This is a genomic window from Dyella terrae (assembly GCF_022394535.1).
Classification (GTDB): domain Bacteria; phylum Pseudomonadota; class Gammaproteobacteria; order Xanthomonadales; family Rhodanobacteraceae; genus Dyella.
This window is the reverse complement of record NZ_CP089414.1, coordinates 4,021,378-4,045,938: the sequence shown is the minus strand read 5'-3', so window position 1 is coordinate 4,045,938 and position 24,561 is coordinate 4,021,378. Positions and strand designations below refer to the sequence as shown.

The 24,561-nt window shown below is 63.1% G+C and carries 21 protein-coding genes; 8 read left to right on the top strand and 13 right to left on the bottom strand.

What is annotated here, in order from left to right:
• The first annotated feature begins 133 nt into the window (after positions 1-133).
• From DYST_RS17725 to DYST_RS17700, 6 genes are all read left to right on the top strand, one after another.
• A complete protein-coding gene (locus DYST_RS17725) occupies positions 134-1,312 on the top strand; it encodes a flavohemoglobin expression-modulating QEGLA motif protein (RefSeq protein WP_239947150.1) in 1,179 nt (392 codons plus the stop codon).
• A gap of 120 nt (positions 1,313-1,432) precedes the next feature.
• A complete protein-coding gene (gene dinB / locus DYST_RS17720) occupies positions 1,433-2,554 on the top strand; it encodes a DNA polymerase IV (protein WP_275666980.1) in 1,122 nt (373 codons plus the stop codon).
• A gap of 169 nt (positions 2,555-2,723) precedes the next feature.
• Positions 2,724-5,624 carry a TonB-dependent receptor domain-containing protein gene (locus tag DYST_RS17715; RefSeq protein WP_239947139.1) on the top strand — a complete coding sequence of 967 codons (2,901 nt, stop codon included), beginning with the start codon at positions 2,724-2,726 and terminating at the stop codon, positions 5,622-5,624.
• Between the two features lie 61 nt (positions 5,625-5,685).
• Positions 5,686-7,557, top strand: a complete 1,872-nt coding sequence (locus DYST_RS17710) for a tetratricopeptide repeat-containing sulfotransferase family protein (RefSeq protein WP_239947138.1) — start codon at positions 5,686-5,688, stop codon at positions 7,555-7,557.
• Positions 7,558-7,616: 59 nt separating this feature from the next.
• Positions 7,617-8,285, top strand: coding sequence for a hypothetical protein (locus DYST_RS17705; RefSeq protein ID WP_239947136.1), 669 nt, complete (start codon positions 7,617-7,619; stop codon positions 8,283-8,285).
• A gap of 746 nt (positions 8,286-9,031) precedes the next feature.
• Positions 9,032-10,063 carry a hypothetical protein gene (locus DYST_RS17700; RefSeq protein ID WP_239947134.1) on the top strand — a complete coding sequence of 344 codons (1,032 nt, stop codon included), beginning with the start codon at positions 9,032-9,034 and terminating at the stop codon, positions 10,061-10,063.
• Between the two features lie 61 nt (positions 10,064-10,124).
• Here DYST_RS17700 and lpdA read toward each other — a convergent pair whose 3' ends face one another.
• The 4 genes from lpdA to DYST_RS17680 all read right to left on the bottom strand — a co-directional run bounded on the left by lpdA (position 10,125) and on the right by DYST_RS17680 (position 15,712).
• Positions 10,125-11,897 carry a dihydrolipoyl dehydrogenase gene (lpdA, locus tag DYST_RS17695; protein WP_239947132.1) on the bottom strand — a complete coding sequence of 591 codons (1,773 nt, stop codon included), beginning with the start codon at positions 11,895-11,897 and terminating at the stop codon, positions 10,125-10,127.
• A 93-nt stretch (positions 11,898-11,990) separates the two neighbouring features.
• Complete coding sequence (aceF, locus tag DYST_RS17690; protein ID WP_239947131.1) at positions 11,991-13,676, bottom strand: dihydrolipoyllysine-residue acetyltransferase; 1,686 nt, start codon at positions 13,674-13,676, stop codon at positions 11,991-11,993.
• Positions 13,677-13,895: 219 nt separating this feature from the next.
• On the bottom strand, positions 13,896-14,729 hold the full coding sequence (locus tag DYST_RS17685) for a mechanosensitive ion channel family protein (protein ID WP_239947129.1): 834 nt from the start codon (positions 14,727-14,729) through the stop codon (positions 13,896-13,898).
• Positions 14,730-14,872: 143 nt separating this feature from the next.
• Entirely contained in the window at positions 14,873-15,712 is an 840-nt protein-coding gene (locus tag DYST_RS17680) for a DUF2884 family protein (RefSeq protein ID WP_239947127.1), read from the bottom strand.
• Between the two features lie 215 nt (positions 15,713-15,927).
• On the opposite strand from DYST_RS17680, the gene DYST_RS17675 reads away from it, so the two are divergent.
• Together DYST_RS17675 and DYST_RS17670 are read left to right on the top strand one after the other, a co-directional pair.
• Entirely contained in the window at positions 15,928-17,586 is a 1,659-nt protein-coding gene (locus DYST_RS17675; protein WP_239947126.1) for an FAD-binding dehydrogenase, read from the top strand.
• Positions 17,583-18,629: a 2-dehydropantoate 2-reductase gene (locus DYST_RS17670; RefSeq protein WP_239947125.1), complete on the top strand. Its 1,047-nt coding sequence runs from the start codon at positions 17,583-17,585 to the stop codon at positions 18,627-18,629. The genes DYST_RS17675 and DYST_RS17670 overlap by 4 nt, the downstream gene beginning before the upstream one ends.
• Here DYST_RS17670 and DYST_RS17665 read toward each other — a convergent pair.
• The 9 genes from DYST_RS17665 to DYST_RS17625 form a co-directional block, all read right to left on the bottom strand.
• Positions 18,608-19,828, bottom strand: coding sequence for a low temperature requirement protein A (locus DYST_RS17665; RefSeq protein ID WP_239947122.1), 1,221 nt, complete (start codon positions 19,826-19,828; stop codon positions 18,608-18,610). The genes DYST_RS17670 and DYST_RS17665 overlap by 22 nt on opposite strands.
• A 62-nt stretch (positions 19,829-19,890) precedes the next feature.
• A complete protein-coding gene (locus tag DYST_RS17660; protein WP_239947121.1) occupies positions 19,891-20,199 on the bottom strand; it encodes a DUF2845 domain-containing protein in 309 nt (102 codons plus the stop codon).
• A 124-nt stretch (positions 20,200-20,323) separates the two neighbouring features.
• Positions 20,324-20,596: a DUF2845 domain-containing protein gene (locus DYST_RS17655; protein ID WP_102301413.1), complete on the bottom strand. Its 273-nt coding sequence runs from the start codon at positions 20,594-20,596 to the stop codon at positions 20,324-20,326.
• A 26-nt stretch (positions 20,597-20,622) separates the two neighbouring features.
• The gene (locus DYST_RS17650; protein WP_239947112.1) at positions 20,623-21,198 is read right to left on the bottom strand and encodes a DUF924 family protein; all 576 of its coding nucleotides are present in this window, start codon (positions 21,196-21,198) and stop codon (positions 20,623-20,625) included.
• 28 nt (positions 21,199-21,226) lie between these two features.
• A complete protein-coding gene (locus DYST_RS17645) occupies positions 21,227-21,661 on the bottom strand; it encodes a PA2169 family four-helix-bundle protein (RefSeq protein ID WP_239947110.1) in 435 nt (144 codons plus the stop codon).
• Between the two features lie 110 nt (positions 21,662-21,771).
• Positions 21,772-22,524, bottom strand: a complete 753-nt coding sequence (locus DYST_RS17640) for a DUF2884 family protein (protein WP_239947109.1) — start codon at positions 22,522-22,524, stop codon at positions 21,772-21,774.
• Between the two features lie 79 nt (positions 22,525-22,603).
• Positions 22,604-23,146, bottom strand: a complete 543-nt coding sequence (locus DYST_RS17635) for a hypothetical protein (RefSeq protein ID WP_102301417.1) — start codon at positions 23,144-23,146, stop codon at positions 22,604-22,606.
• A complete protein-coding gene (locus DYST_RS17630; RefSeq protein WP_239947108.1) occupies positions 23,146-23,691 on the bottom strand; it encodes a peroxiredoxin in 546 nt (181 codons plus the stop codon). The genes DYST_RS17635 and DYST_RS17630 overlap by 1 nt, the downstream gene beginning before the upstream one ends.
• A gap of 93 nt (positions 23,692-23,784) precedes the next feature.
• Positions 23,785-24,243: a hypothetical protein gene (locus DYST_RS17625; protein WP_102301419.1), complete on the bottom strand. Its 459-nt coding sequence runs from the start codon at positions 24,241-24,243 to the stop codon at positions 23,785-23,787.
• Between the last annotated feature and the right edge of the window lie 318 nt (positions 24,244-24,561).

The window sequence follows — 24,561 nt, the reverse complement described above, 5'->3', positions numbered from 1 at the left end:
AGCGTCGCCCGTCCCGAGGACGACAAAATCCTCGCCCCCCCTGCTTGAATGCGACCGCGCACTGGTCGCCGTCGGCAAGAAAATCCGCGTACTGAAGGCCATCGACTGGCCGCAGTCGATGGAGTCGGCGTTCATGGCCTCCTACGAAAAGGGCCGCCCCGAACTGCCGCAACCGCCCGTCCGTCATCCCGACCTCACCGCCGAGATGGCCACGCTGAAGGCCATCATGGCCAAGCTGGACCGTGGCCACCCCATTGGCGACTGGCTGTTCAAGACGGCGTGGAGCTACCTCACCGCGGCACAGATGCTGATGAGCATTGGCACGGAGGCATTCACGCGCTGCTCGACGGCGCTGTACGGCCGCCCCGACACGATCTATCCCGGGCAGACGTCCAACGCGGTCGATGCGGCCAAGGACCTGCTCACCATCAGTGACGACCTGATCAGTCGCGAAGGCATACCCCACGTGCCGGCGGACATCCCCGCTGAGGAATTTGCCCAGCGTTTACGCGAGCGACTGGGCCCGTTCTTCGACAAGGACAAAGTGGAAGTCGTGCTCGATCCGGACCTGCCGTCGAAAGCAACGGCGGGAAGCAAGAGCATCAACCTTCGCTCGAGTGCGCTGTTCTCCGCGCTGGATCTTGAACAACTCACCGAGCACGAAGCCTTTGTGCACACAGCAACCCTGCTCAACGGCAAGCATCAGCCGTACTTCAAGACGCTGGGCCTGGGCGCGCCGCGCACCACGCGCGCGCAGGAAGGGTTGGCGACGTTCTCAGAGATCATCACGGGCGCCATCGATCTCAACCGGCTTCGGCGCATCGCGCTGCGCGTCGTCGCCGTCAAGAACGCGCTGGATGGTGCCGATTTCATCGAGGTGTTCCGTGGCTTTCTGGACGCGGGCCAGTCGCCGGTGGAAAGCTACCAAAGCGCGGCGCGTATCTTCCGTGGTGGCGATCCGCGCGGCCGCATCTGCTTCACCAAGGACGGCGCCTACCTGGAAGGCGTCATGGTCATCTACGTGTTCATCCGCAAGGTGCTGCAAGCCGGCCATGTGGAAATGCTGCCGCTGCTGTTCGCGGGACGCGTGACCACGACCGATGTCATCACGCTCAGCCCCTATCTGCAGGACGGCCTGATCGCGCACGCGGTTTACGTGCCACCGTGGGCGCGCAACCCGCAGCGCATCCTGTCGCTGATGGCATTCTTCACCGCTGCGCAGCGCTTCCGGCTGGATACCTTTGACCTCAATACCTTCGTCGAGCTGGACGAACAGCGCGTCGATGAGAGCCTGCATACGCCGTGGCAATGAGGAAGCCATAGCCGCGCGGCGTGTGCCAGGTTCGGGTGGCGGCGCACGACAGGGCACGCAAGCGCGATGACGCAACGCCACGCGCCAACCGGCGCGTTTCGTGTTTGACTGTGCAACCCCATCCGTCTCGTCGTCCGTTGTGCCGCCCAATCCCGCAAGATCATCCATGTCGATATGGACGCGTTCTACGCGTCTGTGGAACAGCGCGACGATCCGTCGCTGCGCGGCAAGCCCGTGGTGGTGGCCTGGCGTGGCGCGCGCTCGGTGGTCTGCGCGGCGAGTTACGAAGCACGCACGTTCGGCGTGCGCTCGGCCATGCCTGCCGTACGCGCGGAGCGGCTTTGCCCACAGGCGATCTTCGTGCCGCCCGATTTCGCACGTTACAAGGCCGTGTCCCGGCAAGTGCGCGAGATCTTCGCCCGCCATACCGATCTGATCGAGCCCTTGTCCCTGGATGAGGCGTACCTCGACGTTACCACCACGCACACCCACCTGCCCTCGGCTACGGCCACCGCGGAAGCCATCCGCGCGGCCATTCGCGAGGAAACCCAACTCACCGCCTCGGCAGGCGTCGCCCCGAACAAGTTCCTCGCGAAAATCGCGTCGGACTGGCGCAAGCCCGATGGCCTGTTTGTAATACGGCCACACCAGGTGGATGCCTTTCTCAAACCGCTGCCGGTCGGTCGTCTACCGGGCGTCGGCAAGGTCATGGAAGCCAAACTGACCGAGCTGGGTATCGCTACGGTGGCTGACCTGAGAACCCTTGGTGCGATGGAGCTCGAGCAACGCTTCGGCCGCTGGGGTGTGCGCCTGCATGAGTTGTCGCTGGGCATCGATGAGCACGCCGTGCAGCCGGATCGGCCGACGCTGCAGGTGTCGGCGGAAGACACGTTCGAAAGCGACCTCATGCTGGACGACATCGAGCCGCACATTCGACGGCTGGCGGAAAAAACCTGGGCCGCCCACCAACACGAGGCGACCGGTGCGCATGCGCGCATTGCACGCACGGTGGTGCTCAAGCTCAAGACGTCGGACTTCCATACGTTGACTCGCAGTTTCACACCATCATCACGCCCCGAGTCAGCGCAGGAAGTTGCGGACATCGCTTGTGCGCTGCGTGATCGCGTGGAACGTCCCGCAGAGACGCGCTATCGACTGGTAGGCGTTGGGCTCGCCGGATTCGTCGAGGCCGAAAGCTTCGCTGCGCAGAGCGATCTGTTCGCCAAGCTTGGTTTCAAGTGAAACCACTCAAAAAGTGATCGACAACCGCAAGAATTGTTAAAGAGCCCTTGTCTCGATCTCAATTTCCTGAAAGAGTGGCTGCGGGGAACCCAAAAAGAGGTGCAACACCTATAGACGTCCAGGCGCCTATAGCGGGGATTCTTTTGCCTATGAATTCGGGGAGATATTCATGCAGTCCAACTACAATCGTCTATCAATAGCGGTACGTTTAGCGCTTTCTGTCGGTATCGCATCGACGGCCGCCATGGCTCAGGCACAGGACGCCGCTACCAGCAAGGACGCATCGAATACGCAGAACGCGCAGAACACACAAGGCCAGAGCACCAGCACCACCGAACAACCGAAGCAGTCCAGCGCCAAGACCCTTACCGCCGTTTCCGTCACCGGCTCGCTGATTCGCCGTGTGGATGCCGAAACAGCCAGCCCGGTCGTGACCCTCGACCGCAATGCCATCACCAACAATGGCAGCCCCACCCTCGGCAACGTGATCCAGCAGTTGCCCAGCGTCTCGGGCAACGCGACCAATACGCAGAACAACAGCAACGGCGGTGGCGTGGCGAGCCCGACGTTGGAAGGCGGCGACGGCGCCGCCCGCGTCTCGCTGCGCGGCCTTGGCACTGAACGCACCCTGGTGCTGATCGATGGCCAGCGCCTGGCGAATGCCGACCTCAACATGATTCCGCAGAACATGGTCGAGCGCGTGGACGTGCTGGCCAACGGCGCCTCCACCGTTTACGGCTCCGACGCCGTGGGCGGCGTGGTGAACTTCATCCTGCGCAAGGATTACAAGGGCGCCGAGCTGAGCGTCAACGACGGTATCTCCTCGCATGGTGACGGCCAGCGCAATGGCGCGCAGTTCACCGTCGGCGCCAGCGGCGACCAGGGCAACATCGTCGCCGGCATCGACTACAACAAGCAGGACCCGGTTATCGCCACGCGTCGCAGTTTCTCGGCCCATCAGCTGTCGCTGTACAGCTCCGGCCCGCAGATCTCCGGCTCGCATACCGTGCCCACCGGTAAGTTCCAGCTACCTGCAGGTAATCCGAACCTGCCTGCGGGCTGCAGCTCCGGCCTCGTCACGCTGGCCAGCGGCAACGGTAGCAGCCCTGGCAACTACCGCTGCTTCAACAGCGCCAGCGACGTCTACAACTACAACGCCTTCAACTACATCCAGACGCAATCCGAACGCACTAACGTCTTCGTGCTTGGCAACTACAAGATCAACGACTACGTGACGTTCTTCGGCGATGCGTTCTACAACCACACGCATTCGTCCGGCCAGGACGCACCTGCACCGACCAGCGGCACCGACGGTTGGTCGGTGGCCGCCAACAATCCGAACAACCCATTCGGAGTGGCTTTCGGCGATCCGGCGGTGGCCGGCAACAACCTGATCAGCACCCGCCTTACCGGCGTCGGCAATCGCGTGCACACCTTCAGCACCGACAACGCTCAGGTCAATGCGGGCCTGCGCGGTAACTTTGGCCAGAGCAGCTGGATCTGGGATGCGAGCATCGACTACGGCCGCACGCATCGCGTACAGACCGACTACAACGAAGTGAACATCCCCGCCTTCCAGGCGGCGATCAATGCGGGCGCCAACGTCTTCGACCAGGCCGACCCCAGCGTGACCGCCCTGCTCAAGAAGGGCGTCAGCAATCCGATCTACTCCATGACCAACGTCATGAAGCAATTCCAGGCCAACGCCTCCGGCGAGCTATGGGACCTCCCGGCGGGCGCCATGCAGTTGTCCACGGGTGTGCTGTATCGCAAGAACACGATGGATTACACCGTGACCAGCGATGCACTGCTCAACGTCCAGACGGGCACCTGCGTCGTGCTGCAGGAAGCTTGCGGCTCGCCGGCCAGCGGCAACCAGACGGTGAAGGAGGTGTACGCCGAAACGCTGATTCCGCTGCTGAGCGAACAGCCCTGGGCCTACTCGCTGAACGTCGACCTGGGCCTGCGCTATTCGGATTACAACACCTCGGGCAACACCACCAACGGCAAGTTCGCGATCGAGTATCGCCCGATCGCCGACCTGCTCGTCCGCGGCACGGTTTCGCAAGTGTTCCGCGCACCGAACCTGGATGAACTGTACGACGGCCAGACCATCACCAACCCGACCGTCAACGATCCCTGCTACGGGCTGTCGGCGGCGCAGCTGCAGCAGCACGCGACGGCATGCCAGTTCATGCCGCCGAACACCAACTACACCAGCGTCCTCAACACCCAGATTGCCGGCCATTACTCGGGTGCAGTGCCGGTGGGCGCCACGTTGAAGCCGGAAAAGGGCAAGTCGTATGACGTCGGCTTCGTCTACTCGCCGAGCTGGCTGGAAGGTGCATCGACCACGGTCGACCTGTGGCGCATCACCCTGAAGGACATGCTGACCATCATCCAGGCGCAGACGGTGCTGAACCAGTGCTTCGCCGACAACGGCAGCCCGTACTGCTCCTACATCAACCGCTACGGCAACGGCACGTCGATCCCGGGCGGCATCAACTACGTCAACACGCCATATGTGAATCTCGGCAACTTGAGCACCAGCGGCGTCGACTTCACGCTGAACTACGCCATTCCGCACTTCAACGTGGCTGGCGTGGATCCCGGCAACTTCAAGGCCTCGCTCAACACCACCTACATCGATACGTACAAGAACGACGCCACGCCGGGTGCACCGGGCGCGGCAACCATCAACTATGCGGGCACGTATACCCAGCAGTTCGGCAACATCAGCCGCTGGCGTGGCACGATGACGTTGAACTGGTCGCTCGGCAACTGGAGCGCCCAGTGGCAGAGTCGCTACATCGACCACCTGAAGAACCTCACGGCCTACGCCGATACCGGTGCATCCGTGGCAACACCGATGGGTGCCATCACGTACCACAACATCCAGGCTGGCTACGAATGGCCGACGCTCCACACGCGCTTCGACGTGGGCATCGACAACCTCACCGGCCGCATCCCGCCGCTGGTGTACCAGAACGGCCTGAACTACAACGTCGATACGGCAACGTATGACGTGATGGGCCGCTACTACTGGGCACGTGCCACCGTGAAGTTCTAAACGCTGGAAAAGCCTGTGGCCGCATCGAACGATGCGGCCACATGGCTGATAAGATCGAGCGATGATTACGCCTGCATCGTCTTCCAAAGCACTGGTCGAGAGCATGCTCGCCGCATACAACGCGGGCGACATGACCAACGTGCAGGCCATGGGCGAATCGGTTCGCGATCTCGCTTCCGCCGACGACATGGTCCTGCTTCTGCTAGGAGCGGCGCGCCAGGCAACAGGAAGCCCCGAAAGTGCAGTGGCTCTCTTTCGCCAACTCGTGCAGCGCAAGCCACACGTCTCCGAGTACTGGAATAACCTTGGCCTTGCCGCCAGGCAAGCGGGTGACTACGCGCTCGCCGAACAGGCACTTGGCCGGGCCATCGAGCTTGCGCCATCGCAAGCCGAAGTGCATTACAACCTCGGTTTGTTGTATGCGCATCAGCAACGCTGGCTGACGGCACGCGAGACGCTGCTGCAAGCCGTGGGGTTAGCGCCAGACTTCATCGAAGCTCGATTGCAGGCGGCGTACGCCTGCCACTTCTGTGGCGACACGCGTGGCGCAGAAGTCATGCTCGACGGTGCCGATACGTGGCCGCCACAGGCCGCCGATCAGGCGCTGATCCTAGCCACCATTCTTTCCAGCCTGGGCTACCAGGACGCGGCGTTCCGCACGCTGGCCCAGGCGATCCTGCCTGAAGGGCCGGAACGGCCATCCATGGAAAGGCGCATCGTCGCCATGCGCGCCTCCATGTTTGAACGCAGCAACCAGATCGACGAAGCCTGCGCCGAGTTGAGCCAGTTGCCGCTGGACGTCCTGACGTCTCTCTCACCTGGCGAGTGGGAGCTCCGCCACGCCGGCCTGCAAGTGCACGCGAACATCGCGTCCCGCCAGGGTCAGCTGGAGCAGGCCGCGACATGGTTTGAACAACTCCAGCACGAACGCAGCGATGCCCATCTCCAGGCGAATGCGGCCTTCAGCGTGGCCTCCATTCGCAACAAGCAGGGGCGCCACGATGAAGCCTGGCATGCGCTGGACGCCGCGCACGCCGCCCAGCTGCGGTTCGCGAGCGACTTCGTGCCCGAGCTTCTGACCGAAGGTAGCCAGCCGCTCGACATGGTGGAGCATGCCGTTGACCGGCGCGCCTACGATGGCTGGTCGGCGCTGCGCGCCCCTCGCAGCCAGGACAGTCCGGTATTCGTCGTCGGTTTTCCACGGTCGGGGACAACGTTGCTCGAACAGATGCTGGATGCGCATCCTGCCTTTCGCTCGATGGATGAGCGCGCATTCGTCTATGAGCTGATCAAGCGCATGCAACTGGCCGGCCAATCCTATCCAGCGGATCTGGCCTCACTCACGCAGGCCAATACCGATCAGTTGCGGGACATCTACGCCGGTGTCGTCCGACGTGTCGTTCCGGATCTCGGCAGCCGCCAACTGGTCGACAAGAATCCGCTCAACATGCTGTGCCTGCCGATGATCATGCGGCTGTTCCCGGATGCCCGCATCATCATGTGCCTGCGCCATCCCTGTGACGTGCTTCTGAGTTGCTACATGCAGCCGTTCCGCTCGCCCGCCTTCATGGTGCTGTGCTCGTCACTGGAGCGACTGGCGCGAGGCTACGTGGACGCCTTCGAGCATTGGTTCCGCCACGTGGAAGTGTTCGCTCCTCGTGTGCTCGAATGGCGTTATGAATCGGTGGTGTCGCGTTTCGACGAACATCTCGTACGGCTCGGCGAGTTCCTGCAGCTCGACGATAGTGCACCCATGGCGCGCTTCGCCGAGCACGCGCGCGGCAAGGGCTACATAAGTACGCCGAGCTACGCGCAGGTAACAGAGGGCATCCATCGCAAGGCTGTGGGCCGATGGCAGGCTTACCGCGACAAGTTCGAACCCGTTCTGCCGATACTCCGGCCGATGATGGAGCGGCTTGGCTACTCCGAATGACGCCCTGTGCGGCAACGCGCTGGCGCAAGGCACTTACCTATCCCATGGACGAAAACCCCATGCATTTTGAAGTCCCCAAAGTGAAGATGCATTCGCTGCGCGAATTCCTGCAGCACTATCTGATGATCGTGCTCAGCATCCTCACCGCGCTGGGCCTTGAACAGTGGATTGAGCATGCGCACCAGCGGCATGCCGCGGAGCATGCCAGCGCGCAGATCGATGCCGAGCTGACCAATACGCTGCACGATATCCAGGCCACCATCGACTTGGATGAGAAGAAGCTCGAGCCATTGGTCGCGCTGGATGCCGCCATCAACGAAGACGTGCGCAAGGGCTTGCCGGATGCGGAGATCAACAAACACATCCGCGAGCGGAGCAAAGGCTTCGCGCTCGCTATCAACTGGCCGGCCTTCAATAGCCAGGCATGGGATGTCGCCGTCGCCAACCAGTCGGCGACATGGATCGACGCGGAGCGCCTGCATCGTTATGCGGTCGCTTACGCTGCGTTGCGCGACGCAGCGAGCTGGACCACGCACAACGCCACTGTTGCGTTGAACGCACCACGCATGATCGATCTACAGACGCGCATCCGGCTGGGCAAGGATGTAGACCCAGTAGAGTTCCTCAGCGTGTCCCAGCAGATGATCATCAGCTCGAAGGGCACCATCGACTACCTGAAGGACGCATCCGTACCGATCAAGGCCGCGCTTGCATCCGCAGAAAGATGATTCGCCCAGGTAGCGGGCATCCTCAACGGCATCGCACCTCCATATAGCTGGTATCGCCTGGTGGTGCTGAATGCGCCGCCCCAGGCGCACTGCACTTTCGCGACAGAACACCTGGCCGCAAGCCACCGTCGTCGACACATGATCCGTCTTGCCGTCGGCGGCATGTGCAGCACCGAGAGACTTCACGAGGCAATCACAACTTCGCCATGTCGTTTGGCGCGAAATGCAAATTGCATCACAGATATTTTCATCACATAGAAAGTGCCTATTTTCAAGCACTTTTTGAACACCCACGACAGCAATGAACGAGCCTTGCATTAGACCGTCGTGATGATGATTTTCACACTCGTGCTTTTTTGCGAGCACCCTTTCGCGCGAGCTCCCGCGCAATGACAAAAGTGCGGACAGATTCTCTTTGTTCTCAAGGCCTCGCGTCGGTTTGATCGATGCAACGCTATCTGTCGCGTTCCTTACATCGAGCGACGTACTATTTTTCGATTTGCAAGTGCATGACGTATGGGTTACCAAACGCTGCAGAGTGCTTGGGGGTAGCGCTTTTTTCGGGCACTCGTGATCGAGATGTGATCGCTTCACCTTCTACCGTCCAGAAGGGGCCAATGAAACCGCAAGAGATTCGCTGCAACCCACCGGTTGCTGGCGTGTAGGTGAGTTGTTGTCTGTCATCGGCCGTCGGAATCCTCCGCGGTCGAAAACCAATGACCAATCGCGTTCCAGGGAGAATTTCAATGCGTGCACAAACCAAGATCGCTCTTCTCGCCGGCCTGATCGCCGCCGCTTGTATTCCCGCCGTCGTATCCGCCCAGACTTCGAACCGGATCGGCACGCTGGAAGAACAGGCCCAGGGCAGCTGGCGCGAGAGCATGGCGCACATCGCCACGCCTTCGGAAGGCTGCTTTGAAGCCACGTATCCCAGCGTTATCTGGCATCAGTCCGCCTGTCACGAAGTTACGCCGCGTGTTGCGCCGGTGCCGCGTTTCAAGCTGTTCCACAACGGTGCCGCGCAGACCGCCGGCAACGGCAATGACTACACGATCCAGACCAGCAGCCTGATCACGCAAGCGGTGGGCAGCTTCCCGTCGGTAACGGGCGTGACGTCGGAGACCGGCGTTGGCGTTGCTGCGTATGGCGGCGGCGGCATCCTAGGCGCGAATGAGTACTCGCTGCAGATCAACTCCAGCTTTGACGACACCACGTCGGCTTGCAAGGGCCACTCCGGTTGCACCGTGTGGCAGCAGTTCGTCTATGCGCCGGACTACGAAGTACAGGGTTCGGCCGCGGTGTTCATGCAGTACTGGTTGATCGGCTACGGTGGATCGAGCTGCCCGAGCGGTTTTGGCAGCGACGGAGCAGGTGACTGCTACAAGAACAGCGCCGCAGCCACTGCGCCGGACGTTGCAGCTACCGCGCTTGGCAACGTGAAGCTCACGGGCACCGTGACCAGCGGCGGCAATGACACCGTGGTGTTCACCAACGGCACCAAGGCTTACAGCTCCAGCGGCAAGGATAGCGTGCTGTATCTGGCCAAGGTGTGGGAGGTTGGCGAGTTCAACGTGGTCGGCAACGCTGGCGGCTCGGAAGCCCAGTTCAACAGCGGCTCGTCCATTACGGTGAAGCTGGCGGTGACGGATGGCTCCACTGCGGTGCCGTCGTGCGTGGCCAACTCGGGTTCCACGGGTGAGAGCAACAACCTGAACCTCGGCTCCTGTACCGCAACCGGTGGCTCGACGCCGTCTATCCAGTTCACCGAATCGAACTGATCGCGGCAAAAAAAAGAGCCCGGGATTCCCGGGCTCTTTCTATCGTGTCACTGCCAGCCGATTACTTTTTCTTCTTCGGCATGTACAGATCGGTGATGGTGCCTTCGTAGACTTCAGCCGCCATGCCCACCGACTCTCCCAGCGTGGGATGCGGATGGATGGTGAGGCCAATGTCGGATGCTTCCGAGCCCATCTCGATCGCCAGGCAGATCTCGCTGATGAGGTCGCCCGCATGCGGGCCGACGATGGCGCCACCGACGATGCGGTGGGTTTCCTCATCGAAGATCAGCTTGGTGAAGCCTTCGGTGCGGTCAATGCCAATGGCACGGCCGCTGGCCACCCACGGGAATTTGCCCACGCCGACCTTGAGGCCCTTTTCCTTCGCCTCGCGCTCGGTGACGCCCACCCATGCCACTTCCGGATCGGTGAAGGCGACGGACGGGATCACGCGTGCGTCGAAGTAGCTCTTCATGCCAGCGACGACTTCCGCCGCGACGCGGGCCTCATGCGTGGCCTTGTGCGCCAGCATCGGCTGGCCCACCAGGTCACCGATGGCGTAGATGTGCTTCACGTTGGTGCGCATCTGCGTATCGACGTTGATGAAGCCACGGTCAGTGACGGCCACACCGGCCTTGTCCGCGCCGATCTTATTGCCGTTGGGCGAGCGTCCCACGGCGACCAGTACGCGGTCGAACAGCGTGGTTTCGGGGATGCTCTCGCCTTCGTAGCTGACCTCGATGCCCTTCTTGGTGGCCTTGGCATCCACTACCTTGGTCTTGAGATGCACGCCCTTGAGCTTCTTGTTGAGACGCTGCGCCAGCGGCTTGATCAGATCGGCATCAGCACCCGGGATGATCTGGTCCATGAACTCGACCACGGTCACTTCGCTGCCAAGCGCAGAGTACACAGTGGCCATTTCCAGGCCGATGATGCCGCCGCCAACGACGAGCAGCTTCTTGGGCACTTCCTTCAGCTCAAGCGCACCGGTGGAATCCATGATGCGTTCGTCATCCCACGGGAAGGCCGGCAGCTTCACCGACTGCGAGCCCGCCGCGATGATGGCGTTCTCGAAGCGGATAAGCTTGGTGCCTTCGGCCGTCTGGACTTCCATTTCGTTCGGCGAAATGAAGGTGCCCACGCCCTGCACGGTGCGCACCTTGCGCTGCTTAGCCATGCTGGACAGGCCGCCGGTGAGCTTACCGACTACCTTGGTCTTGAAGTCGCGCAGCTTGTCGATGTCAATTTTCGGCGCGCCAAAGCTCACGCCGTGCGCGGCCATCGCTTCGGCCTCGTCAATCACGGCGGCGGCATGCAGCAGCGCCTTGGACGGAATGCAGCCCACGTTGAGACATACGCCGCCTAGCGAGGCGTAGCGCTCCACCAGCACGGTATCGACGTCGAGGTCGGCGGCGCGGAACGCGGCGGTGTAGCCGCCGGGACCGGAGCCGAGCACCACGAGTTTGCATTCGATATCGGGGGTGCGACCGGACACACCGGCCGCCTTCGGCGCAGCAGCGGCAACGGGTGCTGCGGCGGGAGCGGGAGCAGGTGCCGGAGCGGCGGCCTTGGGCGCATCGACCTTGGCGGCGCCATCAGCGACTTCCAGTACGGCGATCACCGCACCTTCGGACAATTCATCGCCTACTTTGACCTTGAGCTCTTTGATCACGCCGGCGGCACTCGACGGAATTTCCATCGTGGCCTTGTCCGATTCGAGCGTGATCAGGCTTTGTTCCTTGGCGACGGTATCGCCGACCTTCACCAGTACCTCGATCACCGGCACGTTGTCGTTACCGCCGATGTCGGGGACTTTGATTTCGATGGTGCTTGCCATGGGGAATCCTTTAGTTCTTTTCGCTACGCATGTGAGGGCGACGCAAGGCCGCCCCCTCACCCCAACCCTCTCCCGCAAGGGGAGAGGGAGCAATTACAGGAGCAGGCGGCGGATATCGCCGAGCTGCTGTGCGAGGTAGGAAGCGAAGCGCGCGGCGAGCGCGCCGTCGATCACGCGGTGGTCGTAGCTGAGCGACAGCGGCAGGATCAGGCGTGGCGCGAATTCCTTGCCGTTCCACACCGGCTTGGTGGCTGCCTTGGACACACCAAGGATGGCCACTTCCGGTGCATTGACGATCGGCGTGAACGCCGTACCGCCGATGCCGCCGAGCGAGGAGATGGAGAAGCAGCCGCCCGACATTTCCTTGGGGCCGAGCTTCTTGTCGCGCGCCTTCTTGGAAATCTCGCTCAGTTCTGCAGCGAGCTCCAGCAGACCCTTCTTGTCGCAGTCGCGGATCACCGGCACCACTAGGCCATCGGGCGTGTCCACCGCGATACCGATGTGGAAATACTTCTTGAGGATCAGCTTCTCGCCGGTTTCGTCCAGCGAGGCATTGAACTGCGGGAACTTCTTCAGCGCCGCGACCACCGCCTTGATCTGGAACACCAGCGGGGTGACCTTGAGATCCTTGTTCTCTTCGCCAAGCTTCTTGCGGAAGGCTTCCAGCTCGGTGATGTCGGCGTCTTCGTGCTGGGTGATGTGCGGAATCATCGCCCAGTTACGCGCCAGGTTCGCGCCCGAAATCTTCTGGATGCGCGACAGCGCCTTCTCTTCGACCTCGCCGAACTTGCTGAAGTCGACCTTCGGCCACGGCAGCAGATTGAGACCACCGCCAGCAGCGACCGGCGCACCGGCCGGACGCGCGCCCGAGGCCAGCGCATGCTTCACGTAACCGGTGACGTCCTCGCGCTGGATACGACCACCGCGACCACTGCCCTTCACCTGACGGATGTCCACGCCCAGCTCGCGCGCGAAAGCGCGGATGGCCGGGCTGGCATACGGGGCGTCGCCCGGCATGACGATCTTGGAGTCGAACGGCGCTCGCGCCGTGGGCGCCACATCGCCTTCCGGCGCGTTACCCGGCAGCACGCTACGGCCGCCAACCGGCTCGGGCTTCTCTTCGACCGTGGGTGCTTCGACCCGGGCGGCAGCAGGCGCGGGAGCCGGCGCAGCGGCGGGTGCACCACCGGCAGCTTCGACCAGCGCAATGAGGCTGCCCTCGGACAGCTCATCGCCGAGCTTGACCTTGATCTCCTTCACCACACCGGCGAACGGGGCCGGCACTTCCATCGTGGCCTTGTCCGATTCCAGCGTGATCAGGCCCTGGTCCTTGGCGATGGTGTCGCCCACTTTCACCAGGATTTCGATGACGGGTACGTCCTCACTGCCGATATCCGGCACTTTCACTTCCTGCACGCCACCGCCGCCAGCGGCGGGCGCGGCGACCGGTGCCTGAGCGGGAGCCGGCGCGGGGGCTGCCTTGGAGGGCGCCTCTGCCTTGGCCGGCGCAGCCTGCTTGGGAGCGGGCGCGGCCGCTTCGCCGTCGGCCTCGATGATGGCGATAAGGGTGCCTTCGGACACCTCGTCACCCACCTTCAGCTTGATTTCCTTCACCGTGCCCGCGAACGGGGCCGGCACTTCCATGGTCGCCTTGTCCGACTCCAGCGTGACCAGGCCCTGCTCCTTGGCCACCTTGTCGCCGGGTTTTACCAGCACTTCGATCACCGGCACGTTCTCGCTGCCGATATCGGGGACGCGTGCTTCTTTAAGGTCGGCCATGGTTTCTCCTACGGATGGCGATGGCGAGCCGGCGGGGATGACGGCCGCATGCATAAGGGTTTAATCATAGCGAACGAGACCCGGTTCCGGACGCTTTTGGATCGGTTGAAGGCACCATTCGCATAAGTATGCACGACTTTTGTCTAAGGTTTCGTACGGTCCGTCGCGGGGTTGCGGAATGCGTCGCCCCATCCAGGGCTTCCGGTGCATTCCACTTGGTCAGGTGGTCTGCTCCGAGACGCGCCCCTGCACCACCGTCACTTGCCGCTGCGGGAACGGAATGCTGATGCCTTCGGCATCGAAACGCTCTTTCACTGCCCGCAGAAAATCGGTCTGGGCCGCCCAGGAATCCGCGCAGCGGGTATGGGCGCGCATCACCAGCACCACCGCGCTGTCGCCCAGGCTGTCCAGCCATACACCCGGCTCGGGATCGCGCAGGATGCGCTCATCGGCCGCAAACAGCTCGCGGATAAGCCCCATCGCCTTGCCGATATCATCCTGGTAGCCGATGCCCACTTTCAGCTCGAAACGGCGCGTACCGCGGCGGTTGAAATTGATGATGGCATCGGAGCCGATCTTGGCGTTCGGCACCACGGCCTCGCGGTTATCGGGCATCACCAGCAGCGTGTACATAAGACTGATGCCCTCCACCGTGCCCTCCACGGTGCCGGCGCGGACGTAGTCCCCCACGCGCAGCGGGCGAAACAGGATCAGCAGCACGCCCCACGCCAGATTGCTCAGCGTGCCCTGCAGGGCAAGGCCAATGGCCAGGCCACCTGCGCCCAGCGCCGCCACCAGCGGCGCCGATGGCACGCCAGCCTGTTGTAGCGCCATCACGATCAGCACCGCGACCAGCACGCCGTAGATCAGGTTGCGCAGAAAGCCGACAAGGGTTTCATCCAAGTTGGCGCGCTGCATGGCGCGACGCCCGATATTGGCTAGCCGCGCCGCCAGCCACAGGCCGATCAACAGCATCAACAGCGCAAGGCTGAGATTGATGAGCATGGTGATGGTGCGCTCGGAAAGCGGCGGGCGGGCCAGAAGCTGGTGCATGGATCACGGCTCTCTCGAAGGAAAAACCGGGCGAGCCTAGCAGCACGCCAATCAAGGTTCTGTTGTTCCCGTACATGCAAAAGGGACCATGCCGGGGGAACCAGCATGGTCCGAAAGTCGTGCTGGGGAGCCCCGACGATGGATCAGTGCGCGGAGTCGCCTCTGCCGGCGCGCGCACCATCCGTGGCTGTGAATAGCTTCTTGTTGTTGTCTGTGTCGTCATCTGCGAGCAGTTGCAGCCGTGAGCCGTCCTGCAAGCGGAACTGGAATCGCTGCTGCAGTGCATCGAGCGAATCCAGCCGCGGGCACAGCGCGTCCACGCGACGATGGAGTTCGTCCGAGCGCTTGCTCATTTCGCGATCGATACTGGTATCGAGTGTCTGGGCGCGCGCCTCCAGCGCCGCCACCTTGCTTCGGTCGCCGGAAAGCGCAGCTTCCACGGCTTCGCCTGCCACCTTGGCCACCAAGTCGGATACCGAGGTCTCGATGCTCTTTTCGACCACCCGTTCCATGTCCATGGCCTTCCAGGTGCCCTGGCCAAGTCCGTTGTCAACGCGTGCCATGGCCTGGCGGTGATTCTCGTCGAGACGGCCAACCATGCGACGGCGCTCGTCGTCGTTCTCGGCGAACGTCATCAACACGGTGCGCATCGCGCCAAAACCCATGTTCACGCCCTCACGCGCCACGTCGGCCACGTCAGGCAGTAACTGGCGAACCTGTCGCTCGTAATCGCGCAGGCGTGCGGCGTCCTCGCCGTTCACCGCCACCTCGCGACCATCCACGCGCAGACGACCGTCATGCATGAATACGTCGACTGGCGTGCCATTCTCGCGATGGAAGGCAATGCCGCCGGGCGTGACCTGCACGTCGTAATCCGTGGAAAAGCCGCAGCGACTACCGCGCATCTCGACATCGTGCGCATGAACCGCACCACCTAGGGCCAGTCCCGCCACCAGCGTGCAAGCCATCAGGGTGGTACGCATCCCGCTTCCCTCCGTGTGCAGCGTTAGGCGCGTCCGTCGCGCGTCGTCGAATGTCACGATGCAGCACAGCATGGATACCCGGCATGGGCCTGTGGTCATGCCGTGCCGTCGGTCATGGGCGACTTTTGGACTATGACGCAGCGCGCCTAGGAATGCCCGCCCGGGCACGCTAAGTTCGGGGTTCGGGAACGCAAATCGCCACGGGGAGGCGGGGGATGCGGGACGGGTGCGATGTGGTCGTGGTGGGAGCCGGCCTCGCAGGGCTGGTGGCCGCCACAGAGTTGGCCGACGCCGGCAAGCGTGTACTGGTACTGGAGCAGGAACCGGAGCAAAGCCTGGGGGGACAGGCGTTCTGGTCGTTCGGAGGACTGTTTTTTGTCGACTCGCCGGAACAACGGCGCATGGGTGTGCGCGATTCTCACGCGCTGGCGCTGACCGACTGGATGGGTACGGCGGCCTTCGATCGCCCTGAGGACCATTGGCCGCGCCGCTGGGCCGAGGCGTATGTGGATTTCGCCGCCGGCGAAAAACGAGCGTGGCTGCATGCCATGGGCATGCGCTGGTTTCCCGTGGTGGGCTGGGCCGAACGCGGTGGCCACGGCGCCATCGGCCACGGCAATTCAGTGCCGCGCTTTCATGTGACTTGGGGCACCGGTCCAGGCGTGATTGAACCCTTCGTGCGACGTGCGCGTGCAGCGCAAGCGAAGGGCCTGTTGCAGTTTGGCTTCCGCCATCGCGTAGACGAACTCATCGTGGAAGGCGGTGCCGTCGTCGGTGTGCGCGGCAATGTACTCGCGCCCGATGGCATGGATCGCGGCAAGCCAAGTTCGCGCGATGTGCTGCATGACTTCGAGCAGCGTGCGCAGGCGGTGATCGTGGCCTCGGGCGGTATCGGCGGCAATCACGCACTGGTGCGACGCAACTGGCCCGAACGTCTCGGTCCGCCACCCGCGCACATGCTGTGCGGCGTGCCGGCGCATGTGGACGGCCGCATGCTTGGCATCAGCGAAAACGCAGGTGCACGGCTGATCAATCGCGATCGCATGTGGCATTACGTCGAAGGCATCGAGAACTGGAATCCGATCTGGCCCAAGCATGCGATCCGCATTCTTCCCGGGCCGTCGTCACTCTGGTTCGACGCCGCCGGCCATCGCCTGCCCGGCCCGCTGTGGCCCGGCTTTGACACGCTGGGCACGCTGGAGCACCTGCGTCGCACCGGCCACGACTACAGCTGGTTCATCCTGGATCAGCAGATCATCCGCCGCGAATTTGCGCTGTCGGGTTCGGAACAGAATCCCGATCTCACCGGCAAGAGCTGGCGCCAGGTCGCCAAGCGTGCGATCGGCAAGGGCGCACCCGCGCCGGTCGAAGCGTTCAAACAGCATGGCCGCGATTTCATCGTGCGTGACACGCTGGAAGAACTGGTCGCCGGTATGAATGCACTGGCCGGCAACACCCTGTTGGACGTCGCGCATATCCATCGCGAAGTCGAGGCGCGCGATCTCCAGTTCGATCATCCGTTCGCCAAAGACGGTCAGGTGATGGCCATCCATAACGCGCGTCGCTATCGCGGTGACAAGCTGGTGCGCGTGGCCAAACCGCATCGTCTGCTCGATCCGGCAAACGGTCCACTGATCGCGGTGCGCTTGAATATCCTCACACGCAAGACGCTGGGCGGACTGGAAACCGATCTCGATGCGCGCGTGCTTGACCACGACGGCCAACCTCTGCCGGGTCTTTACGCCGTGGGCGAAGCGGCGGGGTTTGGCGGCGGCGGTCTGCACGGCTATCGCGCGCTGGAAGGTAGCTTCCTGGGCGGCTGCCTGTTCTCCGGCCGCATTGCGGGTCGCGCTGCGGCAAAGGTCGTCGCATGAGCGCGCATGCGCTGCCACGCATCGCCATCTACGGCGCGGGTAGCGTGGGCGGCTATCTTGCGGCCCGGTTGCATGAGCACGCGCGAATCACCTGCATCGGCCGTCGCCGCGTCATCGATGCGTGGCGCATCCACGGCGGACTCGACTGGAGCGATCTGCAAGGCGCCCATGAACACGTAGCCACGCGCGATCTGGAACTACAGGTGGACCCGTTCGCCGCCGCCAAGGCACACCTAGTGCTGGTGACGGTGAAATCCTCGGCCACGGAAACCGTGGCGAGGGAGCTTGCGCCCGTCATCGCGCCAGGCGTGCCGGTGGTGAGCTTCCAGAATGGCCTGCACAACGCGGCCATTTTGCGCGAGGCGCTGCCGGGTCGCCCGGTGCTCGCCGGCATGGTGCCGTTCAACGTATTGCAGCGCATTCCCGGCGATTTCCACCAGGGTTCCAGCGGCGAACTGATGGTCGAGGCGCACGATTCGCTCAAGGCATTCCTGCCGGTGTTCGAGGCGTCCGGCCTCGCGCTCATGCCACGTACCGATATGCCTGCGGTGCTTGCTGCCAAGCTATTGCTCAACCTCAACAACGCCATCAACGCGTTGGCTAACGTACCGCTGAAGGAAGAGCTTTCGCAGCGCGATTGGCGGCGCTGCCTTGCGTTGGCGCAGCGCGAAGCGATTGCCGTGTTCGCTGCGGCGGGTATCCACCCCGCCAAACTCACGCCGCTGCCGCCGCCATGGCTGCCGCGCGTGCTGGAGATGCCAGACACCTGGTTTCGTCGCCTCGCGTCCCGACTGTTGGCGATCGATCCGGTCGCTCGCTCATCGATGTGGGAAGACCTGGAGCGTGGACGGCCGACAGAAGTCGACGCGATCAACGGCGAAGTCGTACGTCTCGCAGAGCGACACCACGTGGCGGCTCCGGTGAACGCACGGCTGGTGGCATTACTTCACGAGGCCGAACAATCGCGGCGCTCCTGGAGCGCGCAAGACCTGCTCGACGAGCTGCAGTCGACGCCTCTCGGTTACTCTTCCGCAGCGCCGTAGAGCTCGCGCCGAACGCTTCGCAACGACAAGGTCTCCCATGCGGCGACCACCACCAGCACCAGCGTGGTTGCCATCGCCAGCGACATGATGATCATGCTCTGCGCAGGCCATAGCAGGATCGCCAGTAACCCTAGCCCCACCAGATGCGACAAAGGCATATTGGTCCGATTGACGGCCTGCTTGAATAGCGCGTTGCCAAGCAGATAGAACGCAGGCCCACCCAGCAGCACGGCGACTTGCGCCCTTTCCGCCACGGCATGCGGATGAGCCAAACTCAGTTCGTCGCCCACGGCGCTCACGATGATGCCGGCGACAATCAGCAGATACAGGTAGGTGTAGGCGATGCGCGCCGTGCGACCGGGATCGGCCGACTGGCGAATCGAACGGCTGCCACGCTCTGCAGCGATGTCGAAGTAAATCCACCACATCGCCACGCAACCGATGAAGGCCATCACAAAGGCCAGCCAGAGATCCGCCGTGCGGGCACCGTCGGCGAAGCTGCTGCCCGTCACCACCACCGATTCGCCCAACGCGATGATCACGAACAGGCTGCAGCGTTCGGCCATGTGGCCGCCTTCCACGTCCCACTCGCTGGTGGAGGACTGCCCGAGACCGGGCACGTAGAAAAACGCCGCCGGCCCAAGGTATTCGATGCCTAAGGCCACCGCCCACCACGCCAGGCGGATATCGCCTGAAGCAAATGCGCCGATGATCCACAGCACGCCCGTCAGCGACAGCCAGATCGTAATGCGATAGAAGTTGAAACGCGCCGCCTGACCCGCATGGCGCAGAGCCCAGATCATGAACAGGGAGCGCCCTACCTGCATCGCGACGTAGGCCAAGGCGAACACCTTGGCGCGACCGTCGAACGCCTCGGGCAACGCCGTCGACAACAGCAGTCCGGCGAACATCAGCACTAGTACGAGCAAGCGCACGGCCAAACGTTCCGGATCCAGCCAGTTGGTGATCCATCCGGTGAAGATCCACACCCACCACACGGCCAGGAACAGCACCAGCACGTGCAGCGCGCCGACGATGGACAAGTCGTGCAGCAACGTGTGCGACAGCTGCGTCACCGCGTAGACGAACACCAGGTCGAAGAACAACTCGATATTGGTGACCTTGCCGTGCGCTCCTGGCGCACGCATGCGCAACAGGCTCGGCGTGTGGTTCTCCACCGTGGGGGCCACGTCGGACATAAGGCGATCTCCCTGGAATCGCCCTTCTTATCGCATGAGCGGCCCGCGGCCCGCCATCTCGCTTAGTGAGCGTCGTCCCGGATGGCAGCCACTTTGCCGTCCGCCACGACAATGGTGACTAGCCGGCTGCCTTGCCGGTATTGCCATTGCTGGCCACCGGTCGCGGATGACTTTCCGCCTTTCTTCCCGCTCCGCCCGCTACTGGCCGTCGACTTGGCCTGCGAGCGATAGGCCGGCTTGCCCAACAGTTCGACCACCCGGGTGGCGCTGTCACCCACCACCAGCACCTGGCTACCCACGCGCAGGGTTCCTCCTCCTGCATAGGCAGCAAACGCAAACACCAGCATGGCCAGCCCGAGACCTCGACGCATCGCCCATTCCCTCTCGCTGCGCATGACGCGCGGAGAGGTCACCCTATCGTTGGGTCAAGGTGCGCGATATTCGCTCGACGCCGCGTTAGCGTGTCGGTCCTGCCCGCACGCCGGCGTCATTCGCTCAGCGCGAGCGATCGGCGATATCCGACACCCTGCCGTCGATGATGGTGATGATCACGATGCGTCCGTCATCGCGCACATACTGCCAGCGCTCGCCCTGGTAGCCGCCGAAGTCGCTCTCCACGGGCTCCTTGAAGTCAGGCTTGCCCATTAACTGCATGGCGCGTGCTGCGCTGTCGCCGACGGTGAGTACCTGGCTTCCGACACGGTACGTGCTGCTCGCATAGGCAGTTGCGCTCAAGAGCAACAGGGCGATGAGGAGATAGCGGCGCATGATGAACTCCGTGTCGGCGGTGACGCTTAGAAGCCGGTTCCCGGCGTCGCGAGATAGGCCTGTTCCGCAGGCGTATCCGCGCGACCAAGAACGGCGTTGCGGTGGGGAAACCTGTCGAATCGCTCTATCACATCGTGGTGACGGCGGGCGTAATCAAGGAAGCCTTCGTAACGGGAACGTACTGCGGCTGACTGGCTCGCCAAGAGCCGCTCGAACAGGCCCACGCAATGCCGCTGCAGCACCAGGCTTTCCGCGTGTTCCAGCGGCATGTAGGCGAAGACGCGCTGGAGCGGCGGCAACTGCAGGTCAAAGCCACGGGCGATGCCATCCAGTGCGATGACCTGCGTGCTCGGGTCATTCGACCAGGCGCGGGCATCGTCGCGGTAAAGATTGCGGCTGAACTGGTCGCGGACGATCAACAGGGCCAGCCAACCAGCGGGGGCCTGCGCCCAATGGTTCAGATCGCCGCGCCAGACAGCCTCCAGCGTTTCGCCGAAGCGCTCGCGGATCGTGGCGTCGAACGCATCGCTACGCTCGAACCAGTGCGCCTGGGAGGCGCTGTCGAACCAGAAATCCAGGACGTCCGTGGGGGTCGCCGGCACATGCCCTCCTTGTCACTGAGACGACCGGTTAACCGTGGGTGGTTCCGGCCAAGCAGTGCATATCCTTATGGATACCGTGCAGGCGGGACAACTGGACTCTCAGCACACGCGCCGATTCGTCCGAGGCCTGCGCCATCTGTCGCTCGAAGCAGTTCAGCAGCACGCATTCGTTGCGGGCCAAGCATTGCACCCACGCCGAATCCCGGTTGGACGCCATACTGGTCACCAACTCCGCCAGCCCGCTGCGGATGACGCCTGCCAGGGTGCCATGACGGGCCGGCTTGCGCCCGGCGGCGTGGGCTTGCGCCTGCAGATCACCGATCAGAGCATTCAACGTTTGCAAATTCTCGGCCAGCAGCGCTTGCAGCCCTGGCTCGCGGACTTGCACCAGGGCCCGTCGGTACAGGGCCTGATCATCGATGCCCCGTCGGATAAGGGCGTTGTAGTTTGGTACGCGCGACACGAGGTCGCCTCCTGCGGTGCGTGAAACGATAGCGATTGCCATCCTCTTCCTTCGCCACTTAGCAGAAGGTTAACCCCAGGCGAAAGCGGAACTCATGCTCAGCCCCCGTTTTACTGGCCCACCTGAAGGAGATTCAGAGGTTGGCCACCGGCGCTGCGAATGCCTTGCTGAAGTTCCGCCAGACGCTGAACCGCAGGACACAGGGCCTGTACCTGCGGCGAAAGCGCCTGCATCCGCTGCTCCAGCCGCGGGCGCAACTGGGTAGCGAGGTCCGCCGCCGTGTCACGGAGGCTGGCGGCCGCCTGCAGGTCCCCGGTCATGGCTGCATTGATGGCCTGCTGGCCCAAGTCATTGGCCAGCAGCGGCGTCAGGTCGGAGACCAACTGGTTGGCGTACTGGTCGGCCAGGTTGCCCTGCCAATCGTGCGTACTGTTGCTGGAAGCCAAGTGCTGCTTGAGCTCGGCGGCGCGGGCGGCCACGCGTTGGTCCAGCTCCGTGCGCGTGTTGGGATCCAGTGAAAGGCGGGCTGCTTCGTCGTGCATGGCGGCAACCAGCATGTCTACGCCGTTGTATGCGACTGCCTTCGCGCGCGGCACCAGGGCACGCAGCTCGCGCTCGAACAGGGCTAGCCGGTCCTCATCGTCCGGACGCAACGATACGGCGGTGCCGTCCGTGCGCAAGGCGCCATCGCGCAATTCGACCTGACGAGGCAGCGGCTGCGAACGATCGAACAGAAGGTGATCAGGCGTTACCGTCAGGTCGTAGCTGCTGGTGGCATGGCAGGTGGTCGCCAAATCCTGCGCGCACAGCACTGTGCTGGTAAGCGGCAGGATCAGGGCAACGGCTAGGCAACGCAGGCGCATGGAAAAACCCGGAACGGACGATGCCCCAGCGATAACCCGCGCTGCGGCAACCGCACCTGAATCGGGGTCGCTCGCCGGTTCAGCGAAGTTTGCGGAACTGAGCGCGTATCTGCGGACGACCCAGCCACCAGGCCAGCCAAAGCAATGCCGGCGCGCCGGCAATCTTGGTGCCCATGGCAATGAGGAAGCTGCGGTGCATGTGCGCCAGCGCCAGCTGCGATGCCGTGTCGAGTGACGACTGCGCATTGGTCACCGCGACCGCCTGACTGAATTCACGCCACTGCGAAAACAGTATCAAACCGCCGACAAATCCCCAGCCGATGGCCAGCAACACGCAGGCCACCTGCAGGCTGCCACGCGCCCAGGCCTGGCGAAGGATCGCGCCGGCACAGATCACCACCAGCGCGAAAGCGATGATGAAATACAGCACATCCCACGCCAGCATCTTCTGCAGTTGGAGGATGTCGCCCGAGTCCGAAGCCGGCAGCGGTTTCAGCGCCTGCCACAACTGCCCGGCATGGGTCATGTACTGCAGACAGCCATAAGCGGCCAGCAACAGGATCAGCCACGCGGCGATGCGCCAGAACGCGAAGCCCTTGTCGTTACGCATGGTGAGCGGCATCAGGAGGCCGCCTTCAGCGAAGCCAGATCGGACAACACCTGCGCCGAGTTCTTTTCCGGATCCACGTCCTGGTAGACCTTGGCAATCTTGCCCTGCGGGTCGATCAGGAAGGTGGTTCGGCGCGCGTACTTAAAGCCCATCTTGGAGGCGAGCACGCCATAGGCCTGGGCCGTCTTGCTGTCGGCATCGGACAGCAGCGGGAACGGCACGTGGTACTTGGCCGCGAACTCTGCATGCGACTTCACATCGTCCAGGCTCACGCCCAGCACGTCGGCACCTTGCTGGCGCAGCTTGGCCACGTCATCGCGGAAGGTGCAGACCTCGGTGGTGCAGCCCGGCGTGAAGTCCTTCGGGTAGAAATACAGCACCACCCAGTGGCCCTTGTGATCGGCCGGGGTATGCCACTTGCCGTTCTGATCCTCAAGGCGGAAATCGGGGGCCGACTGCCCTGCCTGGGGCATGACAGAGGCGGGCTCGTCGGCATGGGCCGGAACGAACACCCCAAGCAAGAGACTCAGCAAGCACAGGAACCACAAGCGACGCATGACGACACTCCAACCGGATAACCCGCAGAGTTTACGCGTACCCAAACAAAGGGCGCCATGCGGCGCCCTTTGTGTACTGCAGCAAGGCTCGGCTTATTCGCGGGTGATGGAGAACGCGCCCACTGAAATACCCAGGTTCACGCCCTCACCGCTGCCGTGCAGCGCCAGTGAGGTAGTGCCCTTGGACAACACCTGCGCCTCTCCGCTCTTGACCACACCGGCCTCGGCGCCTGCCTGCGCGTAATCGCCGAACACATCGTCGATACTGCGCACATGGGTGATGTCACCCTTGCCGTTGTCGATGCGGTACTTGCCGGCAGTGATCCCGCCGCCGTGGACGCTGATCTTCACTTTGGCCCTCTGACCGTTGCTGCACACCACCGTACCGCTGCCTTCGGCGTGCTTATAGATGAGTGACCAGCCGGAGAGGCTGAAGCTCAGGTCGCACTTCACGTCTGCGTCGGCCGCCCTGGCCGATGCCACTGGCAATGCCGTCACGGCTCCCGCACAGGCAAACACCAGAGCCGCCATACCGAACGTACGCTTGATCATCACCTTCTCCTTGTCTCGAAAGGGAACCCGGAACACCAACCGTCGCGGTGGCCGGCTCGTTCCGGCCGTCCAGCGGTGAACCTCAGTGGGTCCATCCTCGGTAGTTGCCGTGAACGCCACGTGCATATCGCAGGACGACGCGTTAACAACACCCGTTCGGCGCTAACGCTGGACTTGAAAAAATCAAGCAGAGACGGTGGGTTGCGCCTTCCTGTACCGCGCGACACGCAGGTCGCTCGGTATGCTCGCCACCGTAGCGCGAGCACCCGCCGAGGATTAGGCTGAAGCTGCTTTCCGCAGGCCAGAATGTTCCGGACG

Coding starts and splice junctions, on each gene's coding strand:
- DYST_RS17635 (WP_102301417.1), bottom strand. CDS start 23,146: ATGCCGCTCACCATGCGTAACGACAAGGGCTTCGCGTTCTGGCGCATC.
- DYST_RS17670 (WP_239947125.1), top strand. CDS start 17,583: ATGAGCGCGCATGCGCTGCCACGCATCGCCATCTACGGCGCGGGTAGC.
- DYST_RS17660 (WP_239947121.1), bottom strand. CDS start 20,199: ATGCGTCGAGGTCTCGGGCTGGCCATGCTGGTGTTTGCGTTTGCTGCC.
- DYST_RS17705 (WP_239947136.1), top strand. CDS start 7,617: ATGCATTTTGAAGTCCCCAAAGTGAAGATGCATTCGCTGCGCGAATTC.
- DYST_RS17630 (WP_239947108.1), bottom strand. CDS start 23,691: ATGCGTCGCTTGTGGTTCCTGTGCTTGCTGAGTCTCTTGCTTGGGGTG.
- DYST_RS17725 (WP_239947150.1), top strand. CDS start 134: ATGGCCTCCTACGAAAAGGGCCGCCCCGAACTGCCGCAACCGCCCGTC.
- DYST_RS17625 (WP_102301419.1), bottom strand. CDS start 24,243: ATGATCAAGCGTACGTTCGGTATGGCGGCTCTGGTGTTTGCCTGTGCG.
- aceF (WP_239947131.1), bottom strand. CDS start 13,676: ATGGCCGACCTTAAAGAAGCACGCGTCCCCGATATCGGCAGCGAGAAC.
- lpdA (WP_239947132.1), bottom strand. CDS start 11,897: ATGGCAAGCACCATCGAAATCAAAGTCCCCGACATCGGCGGTAACGAC.
- DYST_RS17685 (WP_239947129.1), bottom strand. CDS start 14,729: ATGCACCAGCTTCTGGCCCGCCCGCCGCTTTCCGAGCGCACCATCACC.
- DYST_RS17640 (WP_239947109.1), bottom strand. CDS start 22,524: ATGCGCCTGCGTTGCCTAGCCGTTGCCCTGATCCTGCCGCTTACCAGC.
- DYST_RS17710 (WP_239947138.1), top strand. CDS start 5,686: ATGATTACGCCTGCATCGTCTTCCAAAGCACTGGTCGAGAGCATGCTC.
- DYST_RS17700 (WP_239947134.1), top strand. CDS start 9,032: ATGCGTGCACAAACCAAGATCGCTCTTCTCGCCGGCCTGATCGCCGCC.
- DYST_RS17665 (WP_239947122.1), bottom strand. CDS start 19,828: ATGTCCGACGTGGCCCCCACGGTGGAGAACCACACGCCGAGCCTGTTG.
- DYST_RS17655 (WP_102301413.1), bottom strand. CDS start 20,596: ATGCGCCGCTATCTCCTCATCGCCCTGTTGCTCTTGAGCGCAACTGCC.
- DYST_RS17680 (WP_239947127.1), bottom strand. CDS start 15,712: ATGCGTACCACCCTGATGGCTTGCACGCTGGTGGCGGGACTGGCCCTA.
- DYST_RS17715 (WP_239947139.1), top strand. CDS start 2,724: ATGCAGTCCAACTACAATCGTCTATCAATAGCGGTACGTTTAGCGCTT.
- DYST_RS17675 (WP_239947126.1), top strand. CDS start 15,928: ATGCGGGACGGGTGCGATGTGGTCGTGGTGGGAGCCGGCCTCGCAGGG.